This window comes from Anaerococcus jeddahensis, assembly GCF_001182725.1.
GTDB classification, from domain to species: Bacteria; Bacillota; Clostridia; order Tissierellales; family Peptoniphilaceae; genus Anaerococcus; species Anaerococcus jeddahensis.
In genome coordinates this window covers 74,810-96,571 of record NZ_CWHU01000003.1, presented here as the reverse complement: position 1 = coordinate 96,571, position 21,762 = coordinate 74,810, and the positions used below count along the sequence as shown (strand labels likewise).

The window sequence follows — 21,762 nt, the reverse complement described above, 5'->3', positions numbered from 1 at the left end:
ATGATAGATGACAAAAAAATATCAGCAGTAATTACAGCAGCAGGAAACGGACTTAGGATGAAATCCGACAAGGCCAAACCCTACATAGAAATTATGGGCAGAAAAATTCTAGAAATTAGCCTTGATACCATAGTAACTCTTGAAAAAATCGACCAAATAATTGTAGTAATAAGAAAAGAAGACGAAAATTATTTGAAAGATATTTTGAAAAAATATGATAAGAAAATTTCTTATGTTTTTGGAAAAGAAACAAGAGAGCTTTCAAGCTACGAGGGCCTAAAAGCTGTAGACGAAGATTCAAAATTGGTCTTAACCCACGATGGGGTAAGACCTTTTGCGAGCAAGGAATTATTTGAAAAAGTAATAGAAAATTTAAAAGAATACAAGGCTGTAATAAGTGCAGTAAAATCAAAAGATACGGTAAAAATTGTGGACGAAAATTCATTGGTTAAAACAACTCCACTAAGAAAAGAAGTTTACAATGTCCAAACTCCCCAAGCCTTTGACAAGGATATGATTTTGGATTTTTACCAAAAATATACACAAAGTAATTTTACAATAACAGATGATAGCCAGCTTTTTGAAATATTTAGTAAAGAAAAAATTAAGGTAGTCGAAGGCGAATATTCAAATATAAAAATGACTACACCAGAAGATTTGATATTTGCTAGAGGTTTTTTAGAGGATTAAAATGAGAATTGGAATAGGATATGATGTTCACAAATTGGTTGAAAATAGAAAACTAATTTTGGGTGGAGTAGAATTTCAATATGAAAAAGGACTTTTGGGACATTCGGATGCAGATGTTTTGGTTCACGCCATAATGGATGCAATTTTGGGAGCCCTAAACCTTCCAGATATTGGAAATTTATTTCCAGACAACGACGATGAGTTTAAAGATATTTACTCAATCAAACTTCTCGACAGGGTTGTAAAATTAATGGAAGAAAAATCCTATAAAATTGGAAATTTAGACACTGTAGTTATTTGTGAGTTTCCAAAAATTTCCCCAAAAAGAGAAGAAATTCAAAAAAAATTGGCAAAACATTTAAAAACAGACCCAGAAAATGTATCAATCAAGGCTTCAACTTCAGAAAAACTTTCTTTTACAGGACGAGGAGAAGGGATTGAAGCAAGAGCTGTGGTTTTATTAGAAAAAATAGATTAAAATTATTTTATATTTTAAATTATAGGAAGGATTAAAAATGAAAAAATTATTTACTTCAGAATCAGTAACAGAAGGGCATCCTGATAAAATTTGCGACCAAATTTCTGATGCAATTTTAGATGAATGTTTAAAACAAGATAAAAATTCAAGAGTAGCTTGCGAATGTATAACCACAACAGGACTTGTCCTAGTTGTGGGAGAGATTTCAACAAATGCCTATGCACCAATAGAAAGCATAGCAAGAGATACAATAAAAGAAATTGGTTATGACGATCCAAAATTAGGATTTGATTATCAAAACGTTGCAGTTTTAACTTCATTAATAGAACAATCTCCTGACATTGCCCAAGGTGTAAACGACTCAATGGATTTTAAATCTACAAATGATAAGTACGACAAAATCGGAGCAGGAGACCAAGGAATGGTTTTTGGTTATGCAGATGATGAAACAGAAGAATACCTTCCTTTATCAGTTGTTTATGCTCAAAAACTTGCACAAAGATTAACTTATGTAAGAAAAGAAAAAATTCTAGATTATTTAAGACCAGATGGGAAAAGTCAAGTTACAGTTGAATATGATGATGGAGAACTAAAAAGAGTAGATTCCGTAGTTATTTCAACCCAACACTCAGAAGATGTAAGTCTTGAACAAATCAAAAAAGATGTAATCGAAAAAGTTATAAAAGAAGTTATTGATACAAAATACATCGACGATGATACTAAATTTTATATAAATCCAACAGGAAAATTTGTAGTTGGTGGACCAAAAGGTGACTCAGGCCTTACAGGAAGAAAAATAATCGTAGACTCTTATGGTGGATATTCAAAATCTGGTGGTGGAGCATTTTCTGGAAAAGATGCTACAAAAGTTGATAGGTCTGCAGCTTACATGGCAAGATATGCAGCAAAAAATATGGTTGCAGCAGGTCTTTGTAAAAAATGTGAAATTGGAGTAGCTTATGCAATCGGAGTTGCAAAACCTCTATCAATTTATGTAGATAGTTTTGGAAGTGGAAAATATGAAGATGAAAAACTTGCAGAAATTGTAAAAGAAGTTTTTGATTTTAGACCTCAAGCAATAATTGATAAATTAGACTTACAAAGGCCAATTTTCAAAAAAACTGCAGCTTATGGACACTTTGGAAGAAATGATGAAGATTTTACTTGGGAAAAATTAGACCAAGTTGATAAATTGAAAAATAAATAGGAGAGACCATGTCAAGGTTTAGAAAAAGTGTCGCAATAGATTTGGGAACAGCCTCAGTCCTAGTTTTTGTAGAGGATAAGGGGATTTGCCTAGAAGAACCTTCAGTTATAGCCAAAGACACTCTTACTGGAAAAATTCTTTCGGTTGGAAAAGATGCAAAGAAAATTTTGGGAAGAACTCCAGGAAATGTAATCGCCTTAAAGCCTTTAAAAGATGGAGTTATTGCAGATTTTAATGCAACAGAAGAAATGCTAAAATATTTTTTAAAAAAATCCTTAAATAGGTCCTTGTTCAAACCAGATCTTTTGATTTGTGTTCCAAGTAAGGCTACTCAAATTGAAAAAAGAGCAGTCCTTCAAGCTGCAGAAAATGCAGGAGCTCACAGAGTTTATTTGATTGATGAGCCTCTTGCAGCAGCGATCGGAGCTGATATAGATATTACAGATGAAAAAGGAAATATGGTTATAGATATTGGAGGAGGAACTTCAGATATTGCCGTAGTTTCTATGGGACAAATTGTAACAAGCGATTCAATAGAAATTTCTGGAGATACTTTCGATAGTGATATAAAAGATCATATAAGAAAAAGATACAGGATGCTAATCGGCGATGCTAGTGCTGAGATGATAAAAATAAAAGCCCAAGAAGCTGACTACACAGATTCAATAGAAGTTGTTGGAAGACTTATGGATGACGGTCTTCCTTCAAAAATATATCTTCCAGTTGGAGAAATTTATTCATGTTTACTCCCATCAATTGATAAAATTATAAATGGAGTAAAAAATGTTTTAGAGCAAACTCCACCAGAATTAGCTGCAGATTTGTACGAAAGGGGTATATTTTTAACAGGAGGCGGAGCCTTAACATTGGGTCTTGCAAAAAGAATCAATGAAAGACTTCAAATTGATGCAAAAATTGCAGAAGATCCAAGAGAATGTGTAATCAAGGGAACAGCAAGCGCCCTTACCTGGATTGACAATATTGATGAAGAAAAAAATGAGTCAATGAAAGCCAAGCAAAAGCAACTTGAAAAAAAGGAAAAAATGAGGAGAAGATAATGACAAAAAAATTAGTTTTCGTAAGACATGGACAAAGTGAATGGAATCTTGCCAATAAATTTACAGGGTGGGTAGATGTAGATTTATCAGACAAGGGAGTTGAAGAGGCAAAAGAAGCTGGAAGAAAAATAAAAGATGCAGGAATAAAATTCGATATTGCTTATACTTCAATTTTAAAAAGAGCAATTAAAACTTGTAACTTTGCCCTTGAATATTCTGACCAAATGTATGTTCCAGTTGTAAAATCTTGGAGATTAAACGAACGTCACTATGGAGCACTTCAAGGATTAAATAAAAAAGAAACAGCAGAAAAATATGGAGATGAACAAGTTCATATTTGGAGAAGATCATACGATACACTTCCACCAGCTCTATCTGAAGAAGAAGCAAAAGCACAAGCAAGCGAGGATAGGTTTAAAGAATATCCACAAGATATAATTCCAGTTGCAGAAAACTTAAAAGTAACCCTCGAAAGATGTCTTCCATTTTATACAGATAATATTGCAAAAGACTTAATTGATGGAAAAACAGTTTTAGTAGCAGCACACGGAAATTCTCTAAGAGCTATGGCAAAACATTTAGAAAAAATTTCAGATGATGACATAATGGATTTAGAAATCCCAACAGGACAACCATTAGTTTACGAATTAGATGATAATCTAAATGTAATCAAAAAATATTATTTATAAAAAAAGACATAAGGCCTCAAAACTTTTTGTTTTGAGGCTGTTTTTTTTAAGAAAAAATAATTAAAAGAGGAAAAAATGGAAAAAATAAAGATAATAGTTGATTCGGGAAGTTCGATTAGTCCCAAAGAGGCGAAAAAATATAATATCGGGATTATTCCTTTTAAAATTCATATTGATGGTGAAACTTATACAGATCAAATTGATATTGATAGTGAAGAATTTTTTGGCAAACTTGGTAAAAGCGAGAGAAAAGTAACAACTTCAATTCCTGGAGTCGGAGAATTTACGGAAATGTTAAATGAGTATATAAATGAAGGTTATAATAAAATTCTTTGCTTTTCGATAGGATCATCGCTTTCTGGAATGAATAATATGATGAATTTGGCAAAAAATCACATAGAAAATAAAGATGTAAGTATTGATATTATTGATACAGAAATTGCATCCCTACCCATATATTTTATAGCTACTAAGGCCGCAAAATCTGCACTAGCTGGTAAAAGTTACCAAGAAATTTATAAGGATGCTATAGAAGATGTAAAAAAAGCAAATGTATTTGTAAGAGCAGATACACTCGACTACCTTGTAAAAGGAGGTAGATTGCCAAAATCTATTGGAAAAGTAGCAAGTATAATGAAATTTACACCGATTTTTACAATGAAAGATGGGGAAATTAAAATTGCCAAAAAAGTAATAGGTAAAAAGAAATCTTTCAAAGAAATGGCGAAAATTGTTAAGGAAAAAATCCAAGATAAAAAAGAATACATTTTAGCAATTGGTGGAGGGAACAGTCTTGAAGAAATAAAAATAATAAAAGAATTATTAAAAGACGAAATAAAAAACGCAAAACTATTCAAAGAAATGCCAGTCCCACCAGTTTTTGGAGTCCACCTAGGACCCAAATCTCTACTTGTAAGTGTTGTTGATTGCTAAAAAATACCAGGCCATGTATGGCTTGGTATTTTTTTGTAAAAATGTTTGCAAAAAATTTTTAAGTGTGGTATTATATAAAAGTAAACGAAAGGAAATGAAATTAAATAAAATGTTTTTAGAAGAAAGATTGAAATTTATCGAAAGTAAACTTAATAAAGATTACAGGGTTAATGTTTCCGATTTGGCAGATGATCTTAATGTTTCTGAAGTAACTATAAGAAAAGATTTGAAAGAGCTTGAAGAAAAAAATATTGCCAAAAGAACCCACGGTGGAGCTATTAAGATTCAAAAAAATATAAAAGAACTTGCGGTTGATAACAAGAAAACCATAAATATAGATTTAAAAAAATCTATAGCCTTAAAGGCAAGTAAGTTTTTAGAAGATGACATAGTTATATTCTTAGATTCTGGAACTACAACTTATATGCTTGTTGATTATATTAAAAAATATAAAAATATAGAAGTTATTACATATGATTTAGGAATAGCCTACATCTTATCGGATTTTGAAAATATAAAAACATATTTATTAGGTGGATATGTAGATACAAAAACAAGAACCTTATCTTCTATTGATGGACTTGAGAACTTATCAAGACTGCATGCAGACATTTGTTTTATGGGCACAGATGCCTATGATGAAAAGTTTGTTTACTCAACATCAGAAAAAAAAGGAAGGATAAAAAGAAAAATGATTGAAAATTCTAATTTATCCATAATGATGACAGATAGCAGTAAATTTGGGAAAACAGGTTTCTATTCTTTCAACAAGTGTGATGAATTTGATTATTTTATAACTGAAGATTTTAAATCTAACATTTAAAAATTCAAAGGAGGGATTATGAAAGAGGTTATGATAATAGCCGATGATTTGACGGGTGCCAATGCAAATTGTGCCTTGATGAAGGGGATAGGCTTAACAACTGCAAGTATCACTGGAAACGATATTAGTGATCTTCGTGGAGAAATTGATGTATTTGCTTTTACAACCGACTCTAGGGCTATGAGTTCAGCTCAAGCTTATAAAAGAGTTTTTGAAAAAGTTAATAAAGTTAAAAAAGATGAAGTGATTTTATATTCTAAAAGGATAGATTCTACCCTAAGAGGAAACCTAGGATCGGAACTTAAGGCTTATCAAGATGCTTTAGGAAATAAAAGCTTGGCTATTTGTGTTCCATCTTTTCCAGATTCTAAAAGAATTGTAGTAAACGATTTTATGTATGTAGATGGAATTCCCTTGATGAATACAGATGCAGGCAAGGATTCAAAAATATCAGCCGTATCTAACTTGGTTAGCGAGAATTTTAAAAAAGATTATGAAGGAAAAATCAAACATATATCTATAAATGATATTGAAAAGGGTCTTGAAAATATAAAAAAATTAATAATTGAAAATAAAGACTATGACCTTCTTATCTTTGATGCTATAACAAATGAGCAAATAAGAATGATTGCTAAAGCAAGTATAGAAAGCAAAGTAAACTTTATTAGCGTAGATCCAGGTCCATTTACAAAAGAAGTAACAAAAATTCTTTATAAGCAAAGTCACATTAGTACAAAGGCTTTAGCAGTAATCGGCTCAGTTACAAATGTGACAATTAATCAAATGAAACAATTATACAAAAATTTCAATTCTTTTAAACTTGAAGTAGATCCTATAAAACTAATAGACATAAATCTAGCTTTAGAAGAGATCGAAAGAGCAACAAATCTTGCAGAAAAAGAGTTAAAGGAAAGGAAATTAGTTATAATAACTACAACACCAGATGATATTGCAAAAAGACTTGATTTAAAATCAATCTCTGAAGAAAAAAATATGAGTATTGATGACCTATCTCTTATGATTTCTAGAGGACTTGCCAAAATTGCAAAAAAAATAATAGTTAAGGACAAGGCAATATCTGGGGCCTTTACTTCTGGAGGAGATGTAACAATAGCAGTAACAGAAGAGCTTGGCAGCCAAGGAATTGAAATAAGAGAAGAAATAGAACCTCTAGTTGCCTATGGAAGACTTATAGGTGGATGTGTAGATGGTTTAAAAATTGTAAGTAAGGGTGGCATGGTTGGAACAGACCAAATAATGGTAAAATGTATCGACAGATTATTAAGTAAAGGAGAATAAAAATGAAAAGAAGTAGAATAGCAGTAACATTAGGAGATCCAGCAGGAATAGGACCAGAGATAGTAGCAAAAACATTTAATGTAAAAGAATTGTATGACCAAGCTGATATAGTTTTGGTAGGAGATAAGAATGTTTTAGAAAAAGCCTTAAAAGTTACAGGCCTTGATTTAAAAATAAATATTATTGAACATGTAAACGAAGGAAAATATGAATTTGGAACAATAGATTTAATAGATTTAAAAAATATGCCAGAAGATTATGAATTTGGCGAGATAAGTGCAGCTTGTGGTAAGGCAGCTTATGAATATATTTTTAAAGCAGGTGAGCTTGCTATGAATGGAGAAGTAGAATCTGTTGCTACATCACCAATCAATAAAGAATCATTAAGGGCAGCTGATATACCATTTATAGGGCATACAGAAATGTTTGAAAAAATATCTGGAGTAAAAGATCCACTTACAATGTTTGAAGTAGAAGGACTGAGAGTGTTTTTCTTATCAAGACACCTTTCACTAAAAGATGCAATAGATCAAGTTAAATATGATAAGGTTTATGAATACATTGAAAGATGTACAGAAGCTATGAAGAGATTGGGAGTTGAAGGAACTCTTGCAGTTGCTGGATTAAATCCACACTCAGGCGAGCATGGTTTGTTTGGATATGAAGAAGTAGAAGAGATTAGTCCAGCAATAGAAGATGCTAAGAAAAAAGGATTTGATGTTGTAGGACCTGTAGGAGCTGATTCTGTATTTGCCCAAGGACTTCAAGGAAAATTTGGAGCAGTTTTGTCACTTTATCACGATCAAGGACACATTGCTACAAAAACATATAACTTTATGAAGACAATTTCACTTACAAATTCAATGCCATTTTTAAGAACTTCTGTAGACCATGGAACAGCCTTTGATGTTGCAGGAAAAAATATTGCATCAGAAGTAAGCATGGTAGAGGCTGTGAAACTTGCTGCAAAATATGGCCCACAATTTAGAAGATAGTAGGTAAAATATGTCAGATAATAGAATATTAATAGCCTTAATAGTAGGACTTGTCCTACTAATAGGGCTTATTGTAAAAACAAAAATACATACATTTTTAGCTCTTATTATTTCAGCTCTTTTTATAGGAGTAGCCGGCGGAATGCCTTATGAAGAAGTAATAAAAAGTGTAACGGATGGATTTGGAGGTACACTTGGAAGTATAGGAATAATAATTGGATTTGGGGTAATGATGGGGCAGCTTTTTGAAATTTCAAACGCTGCAAAGAGAATGGCCCTAACCTTTATAAAAATATTTGGTAAGGGTAGGGAAGATTTGGCCATGGCCATTACAGGATTTTTAGTTTCAATACCAATTTATTGTGACTCAGGCTTTATAATTTTATTTCCAGTGGCAAAGGCCCTATCAAAAAATACAAGAAAATCAGTTATTACATTAGGACTTGCCCTAGCATCAGGACTTGTAATAACCCATACCTTGGTTCCACCAACTCCAGGACCTGTAGGAGCTGCTGGAATTTTTGGAGCAAATGTAGGTGCTGTTATTTTGTGGGGTATAGTAATAGCAATACCGATGGTTGTAGCAACCTTATTATACGCTAGATACTATGGGAAAAAGGTTTACCAATTGCCAGATGAAAATGGAGATTGGATAAGACCAGAAATTCAAGAAGAAATTAAAATAGTTGATTATAGATTAGATGAAAATGAAAAAATGCCATCAGCAACAATAGCGTTTTTACCAATAATAGTTCCTATAATACTCATCTTAATAAATACAATAATAGGAGCTCTTTCAAAAGTAAAAGGATTTGAAATAAAAGGAATTTTAAGCGCTTTTGTATTTTTGGGAACACCTATAGTTGCTGTTGGAATAGGTTTAGTAATAGCGATTATTACCCTAACTAAAAATATGTCAAGAGATAAGGTGATAAAAGAGTTAGAAATAGGCATCCAGTCTGCAGGAATAATAATTCTTGTCACAGGTGGTGGAGGAGCCTTAGGAAAAGTTCTAACAGAATCTGGTGTTGGATCTGATATAGCAACTTCAATTTCAAAGATGAAAATAAATCCATTGTTGTTGCCATTTATAATATCAACATTAATTAGATTTATACAAGGATCAGGAACGGTTGCTATGTTAACATCAGCGTCAATTTCAGCTCCTATAGTTTTAGAGTTGGGAGTAGATCCAGTGTTTGCAACCCTATCAGCCTGTGTTGGATCATTATTTTTCTCATACTTTAATGATTCATTTTTCTGGGTTGTAAATAGGTCGCTAGGTTTAACAAAGGCCAAAGAGCAAATAAAGGGATATTCAATAATATCAACAATTGCTTGGGCTGTTGGATTTGTTTCAATAGTTATTTTAAACCTACTATTTGGTTAAAATTATAAAACTTCATGATAAATCCCATGGGTATTTATTGTGAAGTTTTTAATTTATGAATATTTCCTTGGATATAGATTATAAACGGAAAATTAAAAGGAGTAGGTATGAAAATTTTATATGTTGAAATAGAAAATAAGAAAAAGATTTTGATAGAAAAAATAAAAAAAGATATATTTTAAATAATCTAAAATATCAACTTTCTGATATAAATGATCTAATAGAAAAAGAAATAAACCCATTAAAGCTTGATCTTTCAAGTTTGGAGGAAGTGAGTGGACCTTATAAAATTTTAAGTCCAATAGAATATCCAAAACAAGATATAATTTGTATAGGGATGAATTATCTAGATCATAAAGATGAGCTTTAACTTGTTTCTAAAGAAGATTTTGCCAAAAATGTTGATACAATTTATTTTTCTAAGGGAGCAAATAAAATTCTTGGAAATGAAGAAAAGATTCTTTTAAATGAAAAAATAACCGATTGTCTTGATTATGAAATCGAACTTGGAGTGATTATTGGGAAAGATTGTAAAAATGTAAAGGCGAATGAGGCTAAAAATTATATATTTGGTTTTACAATTTTTAATGACCTTTCAGCAAGAGAACTTCAAACTAAATACAAACAATGGTACTATGGAAAAAGTTTTGATGGTTCGTCTGTAATGGGGCCTTGTATTTTGTTAAATGATGGAAGTTTTGATTATAATAATTTAAGGCTTAGAACAAAAATAAATGGAGAAATAAGGCAAGAAAATTCTACAAAATATATGATTTTATCTGTGGATAAAATGATTGAAAATTTGTCGGAAGCTATGACCTTAAAAAAAGGCACTATCATAGCAACAGGTACTCCATCTGGAGTTGGAATGGTCTTTGATCCTCCTAGATTTTTGAAAAAATATGATGAAATTGAAATGGAAATTGAAAAAATTGGTGTTTTAAAAAATAAAGTAGGATAAGATATAAAAAAGCAAGATACTTCTTGCTTCAGGTTGTTGACAAACTAAAAATATGCCCATTTCGACCGAACGTAGTGAGTGGAGAAATCTAGTGAGATTTCTCCATGCGTTCGTTTCACTCACTTAGTCGAGATGGTACGTAGCTTAATTTTTATTTTAAAATAAATTATTATCTACATTCATACTTTGGCTACGCTCTGATCAAGATACTTCTTGCTTTTTTTATGTAAATAATAGACATTATCAATTGAAGAGTATAATAATATTGGAGGATATTATGGCTAAAAAAATTGATATTAATAAGGCGATTTATGATTTAGTTAATCGTGATGATAAATTAAAAAAAGATCTTATAGGTCTTGGTTTTAAAAATCTTTCCAATCCTCTTATGCTTAAAACTATGGGCAAAAAAATGTCTATTAGACTCGGGGCAAAGATGGTTGGAATTGATAATGTTGACAAAAAGTTAGAAGATTTGGGTTATGAAATTATTAACTCTTATGATGATTTTGAAGTTAAAAATAGAAGAGAACTCATTAAATCTTATGTAAAAAGATTGTCAGAGGGTGAGGATCTTCAAAGTGTTAGAAAAGATTTTGTAAAAAATTTCGAAAATGTTTCATCTTCTGAAATTATGGATGCTGAGGAAGCTCTTCTTGAAGGGGGAGTTGATAGGGCTGATGTTCAAAGGCTTTGTGATGTACATTCCTCACTTTTTCATGGGAAAACGGAAAGTGAAGGAGGAAAGGATTTGAAATTAATAAATATTTCTGGTCATCCTCTTAGGTTTTTCTTTTTGGAAAATGAAAAAATTAAAGAACTTATCGATTTAGGAGAAAACAGTCAAGATTTGGAAAAAATTAAAGATATTTCTAATAAAATCACTTCACATTATAGGAAAAAGGGGGATTTGATTTATCCTTTGTTAAAGGAAAATTATAAAAAGCCAGGTCCATCTGAAATTATGTGGGGCGTGGATATAGAAATTTCTAAAAATTTCAAAAAAGCTTTAAAAAAATCTGATTTAGATGATGTCAAAAAAGTATTTGAACGAGCAAGGGAGATGACTTATAAGGAAGAAAATATCTTGTATCCTTTGATGGAAGATGTGATTTCAAATGAAGATTTTTTGGGACTTTATGAGGATTTGAAAGATTATCCTGATGATATAATCAAAAAAGAAATTTGGGATGATGGAGAAAATACAAATAATGAGAAAGATTCTATGGATGGATATATTAATTTTTCTAAGGGAAAGATGAAAGTTGATGAGCTTGAGGCCCTTCTTGATACTTTGGAAATTGAGATAACTTTTGTAGATAAAAATGATATAAATTCTTATTATAATGACATAAAAGCTGATAAAATTTTTAAAAGAGCAAAAACATCCTTAGGAAGGGAAGTTTATTCATGTCACCCACCACAAGTTGAGCCAATTGTAAGAAAGCTTATCGGTGAATTTAAGGAAGGAAGCAAGGATAAATTTCAAATCATAAAAAACATAAAGGGCAATGACCACGCTGTGACCTACTATGCAGTTAGGGATAAGAACGGAAATTATTTAGGAGTTTTGGAAACTGTCCAAGATCTTTCTTTCTACAAATCTTATCTTGAAATTTGGGATAAGGCTAAGAAGAAATAAAAAATAAATTGATCCCTAGATTAAAATTTCTTAATATTTTTCTAGGAATTATTAAATTTAGGTCTGTTCTTATATTTTTGGGTATATAGACTAGGCATTGGAAAATATAAATAGGTGGAATTAATGAAGATTTTTATTGTTGGAACATATGAAGCTATGGTAAGGCCCATAGAAGACTTAAAAAACAAATACAAAAATTGCCAAATAGACTATGGCATAGCTATGCTAGAAGATGGCCTTAAACTCGCTATAGATGCTAAAAACAATGGTTATGATGCAATAATTTCTAGAGGCGGAACTGCAAGATTAATAAAAAAACATCTTGATATTCCAGTAATAGATGCAAAACCATCAGGAAATGATTTGCTAAAAAGTATATTAATAGCAAAAAACAACCAGGCAAAAACATCTATAATTGCTTATTCAAATATCACAGATGGAGCAATAGAGATAATCAGACTATTAAATTTGGATTTTAAAATACACTATATAAAAAATGACCTAGACTTAACAAATCTTCTTATAAAATTAAAAGAAGAAGGATACCAGCAAATACTTGGAGATTCCCTGGCTATAAAAGTCGCAAAAGACTTAAATTTTAATACTGTATTATTCCAAACAAGCCATGAAAGTTTAGAAAATTCTTTGGAATATGCAATTATGATTTTAAATCAAACCCAAAAAATAAAGAAAATAGATGCAATTAGGTCAAAATTTTTGACTAAATTTAATAAAGACTATTGTATAATTCAAAACAATAAAATAATATATTCAAAGTTTATAAATTTTGAAAAAATGCCCATATCTTACGAAAAATGTATAAGCCTAAAATACGAATTTGAAAACAAGGAATTTAATACCCCCTATATTCAAGCTAGGATTGGGGAAGTTAACCTTGAAATATCATCTATAGAAATATCTTCAGATAAATTTTACCTATATAATTTTAAAAAAGTAGAAAGTGATTATGAAAAACCTATAGGTGTATATGATTTAGATATAAAAAATAATTTTATGCCTGTAACTAAGTCCGAGTCTATGCAAAAATTATTTGCCAAGGCAAAAAGACTTATAAAAGAAAAAAATCCCATATTCATAATTAAAGATAATGAATACACCCTAAATGAACTTTTAAACTTTACTATAGGTATCAATAAAAATAGCACTTTGTTAATAGACTTAGACAAGGTAAATATTGAAAGTTACGATGAAATTTTAAAATACAAGAAAAAAAACATACTTATAAAAAATATTAAAGATTATGAAATAATTAGCAATATTAGTAAAAAAAATATAGAAGAAAGATTTATAATTTTACTTGAAAAAGATTCTAAAATTATAGACTATATTGATGAAAAACAGACCCTAATAATACCTAACACCAGACAAAGAAAAGATGACCTAAATCTGATATTTAATAACTATATAGCCTATTATCACGAAAAATTTGGAACAATGGCCTTTGGGATTGAGGATTATACATTTGATGGTGAAAATCCCTTACTAAATAAGAATTTAGACTATTTATTGAAAAAATTAAAAAATTATATATTTAGCAGAAATGAATTAATAGTAGGAAAAGATGTCTTTACTAAAAAAATAGAAGAAGGTAGTAAAAAAGAGATCTTTGATTCTAAAAATTTAGAAGAAATTGAAAAAGAGCTTATCCTCTACCACTTAAAAAAGGAAGAATACAATCAAAGTAAGGTCAGTGAAATTTTGGGAATAAGTAGGTCTACCCTATGGAGAAAAATGAAAAAATACAAAATATGAATCGTTTCAAAATGAAACGTTTTTTTTATATTAAATCAATATGTTGCAAAATAGAATCAAACATGGTAAAGTTTAAGTAAATCGTTTACACAATGATTAATAATAAAAAAATGGAGGAAATTATGGCAAGTGTATCAACAATAGGAGCTTTGATAGCTTTAGTGATAGCGATTTCCGTAATTGTAATGGGAGCTCCACCTGCCTATGGAATGATTCTTGGTGCTTTAATAGGTGGGATGGCTGGCGGTGCTAATGCTAAAGAAGTTGTAACATTAATGTTCGATGGAGCTGGAGGAATGTCTCCGACCTTACTTAGAATTATGGCTGCAGGGGTTTTAGCTGGAGCTTTAATTAATTCTGGATCTGCAGATGTTATTGCAGAAAATATAGTTGAGAAATTAGGAGAAGCTAATTCTTTAATAGCTATAGTAGCATCTATATTTATCTTGACTGCTATAGGAGTTTTTGCAGATGTAGCCTGTTTAACAGTTGCACCAATTGCTATGGTTATAGCTAAGAAAACTAATTATTCAAAATCAGTAATAATGATGGCTATGTGTGGAGGAACTCACGCTGGAAATGTCATGTCACCCAATCCACAAGCTATAGCCTTATCAGATTATTTTCAAATTCCTCTAACAAGCGTAATGATAGGGGGAATAATTCCTGCAATATTTGGTTTTGTAGCGACAGTTTATATAACAAAATTAGTACATAAAATGGGCATAGGAAGTGAAGTTTTGTTAGTGGAAGAAAAAGGAAATGTAAATTTTTCTAAACCTAGTCTGCTTGCAGCAATTACAGGACCTCTTATTTCTATAATACTTTTAGCCCTAAGACCTATAATGGGAATTGAGATAGATCCATTAATAGCCTTGCCTTTAGGGGGATTTATTACTTGTGTTTTGACAAAAGAAGTTAAAAATTTTGTGAATTTCTCTACAAAAGGATTAAATATGATGTCAGGAGTAATTTTGTTACTTTTAGGAACAGGTGCCTTATCAGGAATAATAGCAAACTCTGGCCTTAAAGAATCTCTAATACATATAGTTGATGTTTTAGGCTTGTCAGGATTTTTATTAGCTCCAATTACAGGCTTAACCATGGGGGCTGCTACAGCATCAGCTACAGCAGGAAGTACAGTTGGATCACAAGTTTTTGGAGAGACAATCCTATCTTTTGGAGTAAAACCTCTTCAAGCTGCAGTAATGATACACGCAGGAAGCAATACCCTAGACGGCCTGCCTCATGGAAGTTTTTTCCATACAAGTGCTGGTAGTGTAAGGATGAATATCAAAGAAAAATTAAGATTGTTGCCATTTGAATTTTGTGTAGGATTGGTTATGACAATAGTTTCTACTATTGTATATGGTTTAATAGGATTAAATTTTTAGGAGGAAACAATGAGTAAAAAAATGAACAGTCAAAAAGTATATCAAGGACCAGAAAGAATAGAAGCTAGATCTTTGTTATATGCAACAGGAAAATTAGAAAAAGATATAGGAAGAAAACCTTTAATAGGAGTTGTAAACTCATTTAATGAAATTGTTCCTGGACATTTTCATCTAAGAAGTTTAGCAGATGCAGCCAAATTAGGAGTTGCTGCTGGTGGTGGAATTCCTGTGGAATTTCCTTCAATAGCAATGTGTGATGGTATAGCAATGAGCCATGCTGGAATGCATTATCCTCTAGCATCAAGAGAGCTAATAGCAGATAGTATAGAGGCTATGGCTAAGGCTCATGGTTTAGATGGATTGGTTTTAATCCCTAACTGCGATAAGATAGTTCCTGGAATGACCATGGCTGCATTAAGGTTAAATATTCCTTCAATTATTGTAAGTGGTGGTCCTATGGCAACAGGTCATTATAAGGATGAAGTGGCTGATTATTCTACATGTATAGAACAGGTTGCAGCCTATAAATTAGGTGAAAAAAGTGAAGAGGAAATGGAAGAATACGCTCATGCAGCTTGCCCATCATGTGGATCATGTGCTGGAATGTTTACAGCTAATAGTATGAACTGTCTTTCAGAAGTTTTGGGACTTGCACTTCCATATAATGGAACAATTCCATCATATTACGGAGACCGTATAGCTCTTGCAAAAATTGCTGGAGAAAGATCAGTGGCTTTGGTTAAAGAAGATATTAAACCAAGAGATATAGTTACAGAAGAGGCCTTTAAAAATGCCATAGTTGTTGATATGGCCATAGCAGGTTCAACAAATACAACCCTACATTTACCAGCTATAGCTCATGAATGTGGTTTAGAATTATCTCTTGAAAAATTCGATGAAATTTCTAAAAATACTCCGAACTTATGTCACATAAGTCCTTCAGGAGATAAGTTCATGTTTGATCTTCATATGGCAGGTGGAATTCCCGCTGTAATGCATGAATTAGATAAAAAATCCCTATTAAATACTAGCTTGAAAAATATAAATGGAAAAACAATAAAGGAAAATATAGAGGGTAAAGAGACAAGAGACCATGATGTTATTAGACCTATTGAAAATCCATTCAATGACCAAGGTGGTATAGCAGTATTAAAGGGAAATATTGCACCAGGTGGATGTGTTGTGAAATCTGCAGCAGTTAGGCCAGAAATGATGAAACATAAGGGAGAAGCTGTTGTATTTAACAGCATGGAAGCAGCGACTGAAGGAATTTTTGATGGTAAGGTTAAAAAAGGCAATGTAGTTGTTATTAAATACGAGGGTCCAAAGGGTGGTCCTGGTATGAGAGAGATGCTTACTCCTACATCTGCTATTGTAGGTATGCATTTAGATAATGATGTTGCCTTAGTAACAGATGGAAGATTTTCTGGGGCTACTAGGGGAGCAGCTATAGGCCACGTTTCTCCTGAAGCTATGGATGGTGGACCATTTGCTATAATAGAAGATGGAGATGTAATAGAAATTGATATAGAAAATAGGTCTATAAATATAGATTTGACTGATGATGAAATTAAAGAAAGGCTAGATAAACTAGTTAAACCTGAACCAAAAATTAAAGAAGGTTACCTAGTAAGATATGCAAGAGCAGTATCTTCAGCTAATAAGGGTGCTATTCTTGAATAAATTTTGTAAATAAAGTCCCAAGTTTTTGGGGCTTTATTTGTTATATTTGGGTAAATTATTAAATAAAGACTTGTTTAGAAAATTATTTGGGGTGATAGGATGGATAATTTAATTAGAAAAATTGTGGAAGAATCTATTGAATCTTGTTTGCCTGATAAGGCTGTCACTAGAGAGTTAAAAAGCCTACCAAAAGTTAAGGGCAGAAAAATTTTGATTGCTATAGGAAAGGCAGCCTATCAAATGGCAAAAACAGCCTTAGAATCTGATATTAAATTTGATCAAGCTGTAGTTATAACTAAATATAATCATTTGAAAGCTCCTTTGGATAAGGCTATTTGTTTTGAAGCGGGTCATCCAATTTCTGATGAAAATACAATTAAGGCAAGCCAATATGCCTATGACTTAGTTGGAAATTTGACCGAGGATGATTTGCTTGTGATGCTTATTTCTGGAGGGGGGTCTGCTCTTTTTGAAATACCCCTTATTAGCTTTGAAGAAATACAAGATATTAATAAGCAACTTTTGAAAAAGGGTGCAGACATTGTTGAAATTAATACAATTAGAAAGAGACTATCAAAAAATAAGGGTGGAAAATTTGCAAGGCATTGTTATCCTGCCAAAGTTTATAATATTATTTTATCTGATGTTATAGGAAATAGACCTGACATGATAGCATCAGGTCCGACCTATGAAGATTTTTCAACTTGCGAGGATGCTTTAAATATTGTTAATAAGTATGGACTTATTTTATCTGAGGCTGCTAGAAAGTGTTTGAATGAAGAAACTGAAAAAAATTTAACTAATATTACTACAAAAATTTCTGGCAGTGTGGATCAATTGTGCCTAAAAGTAAAAGAAATATTGGAAGATGAAGGCTATAAGACAGATATTTTAACAACTTTTATGGATTGTGAGGCAAAAGAGGCAGGATATATTTTATCATCTATTGCAAAAAGCAAAAGTGCTTATAAGGAAAGGCTTGCTTATATTTTTGGTGGAGAAACTATTGTTAAAATTAAAGGCAATGGAAAGGGAGGAAGAAATCAAGAGTTGGCCTTGGCAAGTGCCAAACATATAGGAGGGCTTAAAAATGTACAAATTATTTCTTTTTCCTCTGATGGGACTGATGGTCCAACCGATGCAGCTGGGGCTTTTGTTGATGGCTATACTATGGATAAATTAAAGGAAAAAAATATTAATTATTATAAGGTTTTGGATAATAATGATTCTTATAATGCCTTAAATGAGATAGGTCAATTAATAAAAACAGGGCCTAGTGGGACAAATGTTAATGATGTATCTATTGTTTTGATTAATTAAAAAAAGTCCTGTAGGATTATAAATTCCTACAGGGCTTTTTAATTTATTTTTCCCTAGCAAGGGCAATTTCTTTTACGTCTTTTCTTCTGATTGATGCAAAAATTGAACCTGAAATATTGTGCCAGATTGAAAAAATCGCTCCTGGGAGGGTTGCTAGTGGGTTTAGGGCAAAATTTGCTGTTGCAAGTTGGATGGCAAGGCCTGAGTTTTGCATTCCCACTTCGATTGATAGGGCAGTTTGTTTGTCGTAATCCATTTTGAATAATTTAGAAACTCCAAGTCCCAACAAAAGTCCCAAAGCGTTATGAATCATTACTATTAATAAAACGATTAGGCCAGATTTTGCAATTTTTTCTGCATTTGCTCCTATTATTCCTGAAATTATCAAAATAATTGCAAGGGATGATATCAATGGGAAAATTGATTTTGATTTTTCCATTTTTTCGGGACTTAATTTTTTTGCAAAAATTCCCATCAAAACTGGTATTAAAACTACTGTAACAACTGATTTAAACATGGCTAAAATTGAAACTTCAACCCATCTTCCTGCCAAAAGATAAACTAAAAATGGTGTAACAATTGGGGCAAGAAGTGTTGATAAAATTGTCATTGAAACTGACATTGAAACATTTCCTCCAGCTATGTGGGTTATTACGTTTGATGCAGTTCCTCCAGGACATGATCCAACAAGGATAATTCCCAAAGCAATATCTCTATTTACATCAAAGCCTAGAGCTAAAATCCAAGCAAGTAGGGGCATAATTGTAAATTGTGCCAGAGCTCCTATAAAAATATCCCTAGGATTTTTCAAAATTTTCTTAAAAGCATCGGCTTCGATTGAAGTTCCCATTCCAAACATGGCAAGGGCAAGAAAAATCGTGGTATAATTTGTCATCCAAGAAAAATAAGCTGGGACAAAATAGGCAACAACAGAAAATATTACAATAATTAAACCAATATTTTGAGTTATTTTATCTGAAATTCTTGAAAATTTTTCCATACTAAACCCTATAAATAAAATTATCGATTAATCTGGTTTTTCCAATGTAAACTGCTATGGCAACCAAGGTATCTTTGTCGAAATTTTCCACGTCTTTTATTGTTTCAAGATCAACGGCACTGATGTAGTCGATTTTTGCAAGTTTTTCTTCTGAAATTATTTCTTCCATTTTTTCCAAAACTTCTTTTACAGAAGATCCCTCTTTTGCCATTTTTTCTCCCTCAAAAATCGCCTTTGAAAGGCAAAGAGCAGCCTTTCTTTCATCATTTGAAAGATAAGTATTTCTTGAAGACATGGCAAGTCCGTCATCCTCTCTTACAATTGGGCAGGGAATAATTTCAACTGGAATATTTAAATCAAAAACTAATTTTTTAATAATTGAAAGTTGTTGGGCATCTTTTTGTCCAAAATATGCCCTGTCAGGGCCTACAATATTAAATAATTTTGTACAAACTGTACAAACACCCCTGAAATGTCCTTCTCTTCTTGCCCCACACAAATTATCAGAAAGACCTTCAATATCAACAAAGGCTTTTTTGTCATGATACATTTCACTTGGTTCTGGATTAAAAATAAAATCAGCTCCCAAATCTTCGCACAATTTGCTATCAGCATTTATATCTCTAGGATAAGCCTCCAAATCCTCATTTGGTCCAAATTGAATAGGATTTACAAAATCAGAAATAACAACAATGTCATTTTCTGAAACTGCTTTTTTAATGAGGCTTGCATGGCCCTTGTGCAAAAATCCCATGGTAGGAACAAGACCAATTGATTTGCCCTCTTTTTTGAAATCCTTTAAAATTTCTCTCAATTCATCAATTTTTTTGATAACTTTCATTTTCTTCTCCTCTAAAAATATTTAGAGATAGCCTAATACACCACTAAAATTATCTACAACAAAGTCCCGTGCTTTTCGTAAGATGAAATTTTTTTGATTTTATTTTCATCATCAACAAAAACAACCTTTGGACTATAATTTTCCAAATCTTTTTCACTATAAGAGGCATAAGCCATAATAATTACCTTATCACCAGGTGCAAAATGTCTTGCAGCAGCTCCATTTAAACAAATGACACCACTGTTTTTCTCACCAGCAATGGTATAAGTTTCAAGTCTATTTCCATTATTAATATCGACTACTTGAACTTTTTGATACTCTCTAATTCCAGCACCCTCGAGTAAAACCTCATCAACAGTAATGGATCCAACATAGTTAAGTTCAGCCTGAGTCACAGTAGCCCTATGAATTTTTCCTTTTAACATTTCAATTTCCATAAAATCTCCTAAAAAAAAAGCAAGGAAAAAGTTTATACAAAAAAAACCAAAATCCTTGCCAAATTACAAAATATTTTGAGTCTCACTAAATATATAAGCTCATTTTTAAAATTAAATATAATGGTGTAAAAGAGTATAGTTTTAAAACTTAAATACTATCTCTAGGGGTATTATAAATCATTAATATAAAATTAACAATATTTGATGGGAGAAATTTTTTTGAAAATAATATAAACTTTTTAAAACAATAATGAACTTGTGGTTAAATTTTTCATAAGAGGTAGAGTATTTATATATTTAATTAGTAACTTGATAAGTATTGAAATGTTAAAAATTAAAATATATAAATATTTGATTACTAACATGAGATGTAAAAAAATTGACATTTTTTAAAATGATGATATTATAAATATATAATCAGTTAATAATTATAATTAAATTTTCTAGAAAGGAGGCAGAAAATGAAGATTTATGAACTAAAAATAAGAACCTTTTTATTAGAAGATATAGATTCTTCAGATTCTTTGGGATTTATTGCTAAGGCTATAATTTCTTATTTGTCAGAAAATGAAAAATTTTTAGATATGCACAAAGCTAAAAATTATAAATCCTACTGTCACGACAATCTTTATCCAATAAAAAAGTTCTACAAAAAAAACATGGTCTATCAGTACAGAATTAGGTCGGTTGATGAAGAATTTGTAAATTATATGTTAAATGGTTTTTCTGAGTATAAGGATAAGGTTTTTAAAAATTTAACTGTTGATGTTAGGATAATTCCAAAATCACCTATTTCAAAATTATTTACCTTAAATCCAATAATTATAAAAAATGATTTTGGATATTGGAAAGATAATTTGACTTTAGAAGAATTTGAAAAGAGAATCACAGACAATTTAATAAAAAAATACAAATTTTTCATTGATGAAAATATAGAAGAGGGGAAATTTTATACAAGCCTTAAATTTTTGAATGAAGGGCCAATCGCTTTTAAATTTAAAAACATAAAACTTTTGGGCGATAAGCTTGAGCTTGAAATTAATATGGATAAAAGAAGTCAGGACTTAGCTTATTTTGCTCTTGGTGTTACATTTAGTGAAAATGCAGCTTATGGTGCAGGATTTTTGGGATACAAATATTTAATTTAGG

20 protein-coding genes are annotated in these 21,762 nt (G+C 31.3%); 17 read left to right on the top strand and 3 right to left on the bottom strand.

The annotated features are described in order from the left end of the window. The 16 genes from ispD to BN2087_RS00845 all read left to right on the top strand — a co-directional run bounded on the left by ispD (position 1) and on the right by BN2087_RS00845 (position 18,335). The gene (gene ispD, locus BN2087_RS00920) at positions 1–690 is read left to right on the top strand and encodes a 2-C-methyl-D-erythritol 4-phosphate cytidylyltransferase (protein WP_049690026.1); all 690 of its coding nucleotides are present in this window, start codon (positions 1–3) and stop codon (positions 688–690) included. Between the two features lies 1 nt (position 691). Beyond that, entirely contained in the window at positions 692–1,168 is a 477-nt protein-coding gene (ispF, locus tag BN2087_RS00915; RefSeq protein ID WP_049690025.1) for a 2-C-methyl-D-erythritol 2,4-cyclodiphosphate synthase, read from the top strand. Between the two features lie 37 nt (positions 1,169–1,205). Next, positions 1,206–2,375 (top strand): methionine adenosyltransferase, encoded by a 1,170-nt coding sequence (gene metK, locus BN2087_RS00910; protein WP_049690024.1) that lies wholly within the window; start codon positions 1,206–1,208, stop codon positions 2,373–2,375. An 8-nt stretch (positions 2,376–2,383) separates the two neighbouring features. Next, complete coding sequence (gene mreB / locus BN2087_RS00905; protein ID WP_049690023.1) at positions 2,384–3,433, top strand: rod shape-determining protein; 1,050 nt, start codon at positions 2,384–2,386, stop codon at positions 3,431–3,433. Next, positions 3,433–4,122, top strand: a complete 690-nt coding sequence (gpmA, locus tag BN2087_RS00900) for a 2,3-diphosphoglycerate-dependent phosphoglycerate mutase (protein ID WP_049690022.1) — start codon at positions 3,433–3,435, stop codon at positions 4,120–4,122. The genes mreB and gpmA overlap by 1 nt, the downstream gene beginning before the upstream one ends. A 75-nt stretch (positions 4,123–4,197) precedes the next feature. Continuing rightward, the gene (locus tag BN2087_RS00895) at positions 4,198–5,055 is read left to right on the top strand and encodes a DegV family protein (protein WP_049690021.1); all 858 of its coding nucleotides are present in this window, start codon (positions 4,198–4,200) and stop codon (positions 5,053–5,055) included. 94 nt (positions 5,056–5,149) lie between these two features. After that, complete coding sequence (locus BN2087_RS00890; RefSeq protein WP_162489897.1) at positions 5,150–5,878, top strand: DeoR/GlpR family DNA-binding transcription regulator; 729 nt, start codon at positions 5,150–5,152, stop codon at positions 5,876–5,878. Between the two features lie 18 nt (positions 5,879–5,896). Next, entirely contained in the window at positions 5,897–7,177 is a 1,281-nt protein-coding gene (locus BN2087_RS00885) for a four-carbon acid sugar kinase family protein (RefSeq protein ID WP_049690019.1), read from the top strand. Between the two features lie 2 nt (positions 7,178–7,179). After that, entirely contained in the window at positions 7,180–8,172 is a 993-nt protein-coding gene (pdxA, locus tag BN2087_RS00880; protein WP_049690018.1) for a 4-hydroxythreonine-4-phosphate dehydrogenase PdxA, read from the top strand. A gap of 10 nt (positions 8,173–8,182) precedes the next feature. Continuing rightward, positions 8,183–9,562, top strand: coding sequence for a GntP family permease (locus tag BN2087_RS00875; RefSeq protein WP_049690017.1), 1,380 nt, complete (start codon positions 8,183–8,185; stop codon positions 9,560–9,562). 409 nt (positions 9,563–9,971) lie between these two features. Beyond that, positions 9,972–10,523, top strand: a complete 552-nt coding sequence (locus BN2087_RS00870; protein ID WP_342399197.1) for a fumarylacetoacetate hydrolase family protein — start codon at positions 9,972–9,974, stop codon at positions 10,521–10,523. A gap of 277 nt (positions 10,524–10,800) precedes the next feature. Next, complete coding sequence (locus BN2087_RS00865) at positions 10,801–12,165, top strand: DUF438 domain-containing protein (RefSeq protein ID WP_049690016.1); 1,365 nt, start codon at positions 10,801–10,803, stop codon at positions 12,163–12,165. Between the two features lie 123 nt (positions 12,166–12,288). Continuing rightward, a complete protein-coding gene (locus BN2087_RS00860; protein WP_049690015.1) occupies positions 12,289–13,938 on the top strand; it encodes a sigma-54-dependent Fis family transcriptional regulator in 1,650 nt (549 codons plus the stop codon). A gap of 122 nt (positions 13,939–14,060) precedes the next feature. After that, positions 14,061–15,332 carry a GntP family permease gene (locus BN2087_RS00855; RefSeq protein WP_049690014.1) on the top strand — a complete coding sequence of 424 codons (1,272 nt, stop codon included), beginning with the start codon at positions 14,061–14,063 and terminating at the stop codon, positions 15,330–15,332. Between the two features lie 9 nt (positions 15,333–15,341). Next, positions 15,342–17,015 carry a dihydroxy-acid dehydratase gene (ilvD, locus tag BN2087_RS00850; protein ID WP_209320236.1) on the top strand — a complete coding sequence of 558 codons (1,674 nt, stop codon included), beginning with the start codon at positions 15,342–15,344 and terminating at the stop codon, positions 17,013–17,015. Between the two features lie 99 nt (positions 17,016–17,114). Beyond that, positions 17,115–18,335, top strand: coding sequence for a glycerate kinase type-2 family protein (locus BN2087_RS00845; protein ID WP_049690013.1), 1,221 nt, complete (start codon positions 17,115–17,117; stop codon positions 18,333–18,335). 43 nt (positions 18,336–18,378) lie between these two features. Here BN2087_RS00845 and BN2087_RS00840 read toward each other — a convergent pair whose 3' ends face one another. Genes BN2087_RS00840 through panD form a run of 3 tightly spaced genes read right to left on the bottom strand, consistent with a single transcriptional unit; the run spans position 18,379 to position 20,613 of the window. Further along, positions 18,379–19,335, bottom strand: coding sequence for a bile acid:sodium symporter family protein (locus BN2087_RS00840; protein ID WP_049690012.1), 957 nt, complete (start codon positions 19,333–19,335; stop codon positions 18,379–18,381). 1 nt (position 19,336) lies between these two features. Continuing rightward, positions 19,337–20,176 (bottom strand): pantoate--beta-alanine ligase, encoded by an 840-nt coding sequence (panC, locus tag BN2087_RS00835; RefSeq protein ID WP_049690011.1) that lies wholly within the window; start codon positions 20,174–20,176, stop codon positions 19,337–19,339. Between the two features lie 53 nt (positions 20,177–20,229). Next, positions 20,230–20,613 (bottom strand): aspartate 1-decarboxylase, encoded by a 384-nt coding sequence (gene panD, locus BN2087_RS00830; protein ID WP_049690010.1) that lies wholly within the window; start codon positions 20,611–20,613, stop codon positions 20,230–20,232. A gap of 461 nt (positions 20,614–21,074) precedes the next feature. On the opposite strand from panD, the gene BN2087_RS00825 reads away from it, so the two are divergent. After that, positions 21,075–21,761: a CRISPR-associated endoribonuclease Cas6 gene (locus BN2087_RS00825; RefSeq protein WP_049690009.1), complete on the top strand. Its 687-nt coding sequence runs from the start codon at positions 21,075–21,077 to the stop codon at positions 21,759–21,761. The last annotated feature ends 1 nt before the right edge of the window (position 21,762 follow it).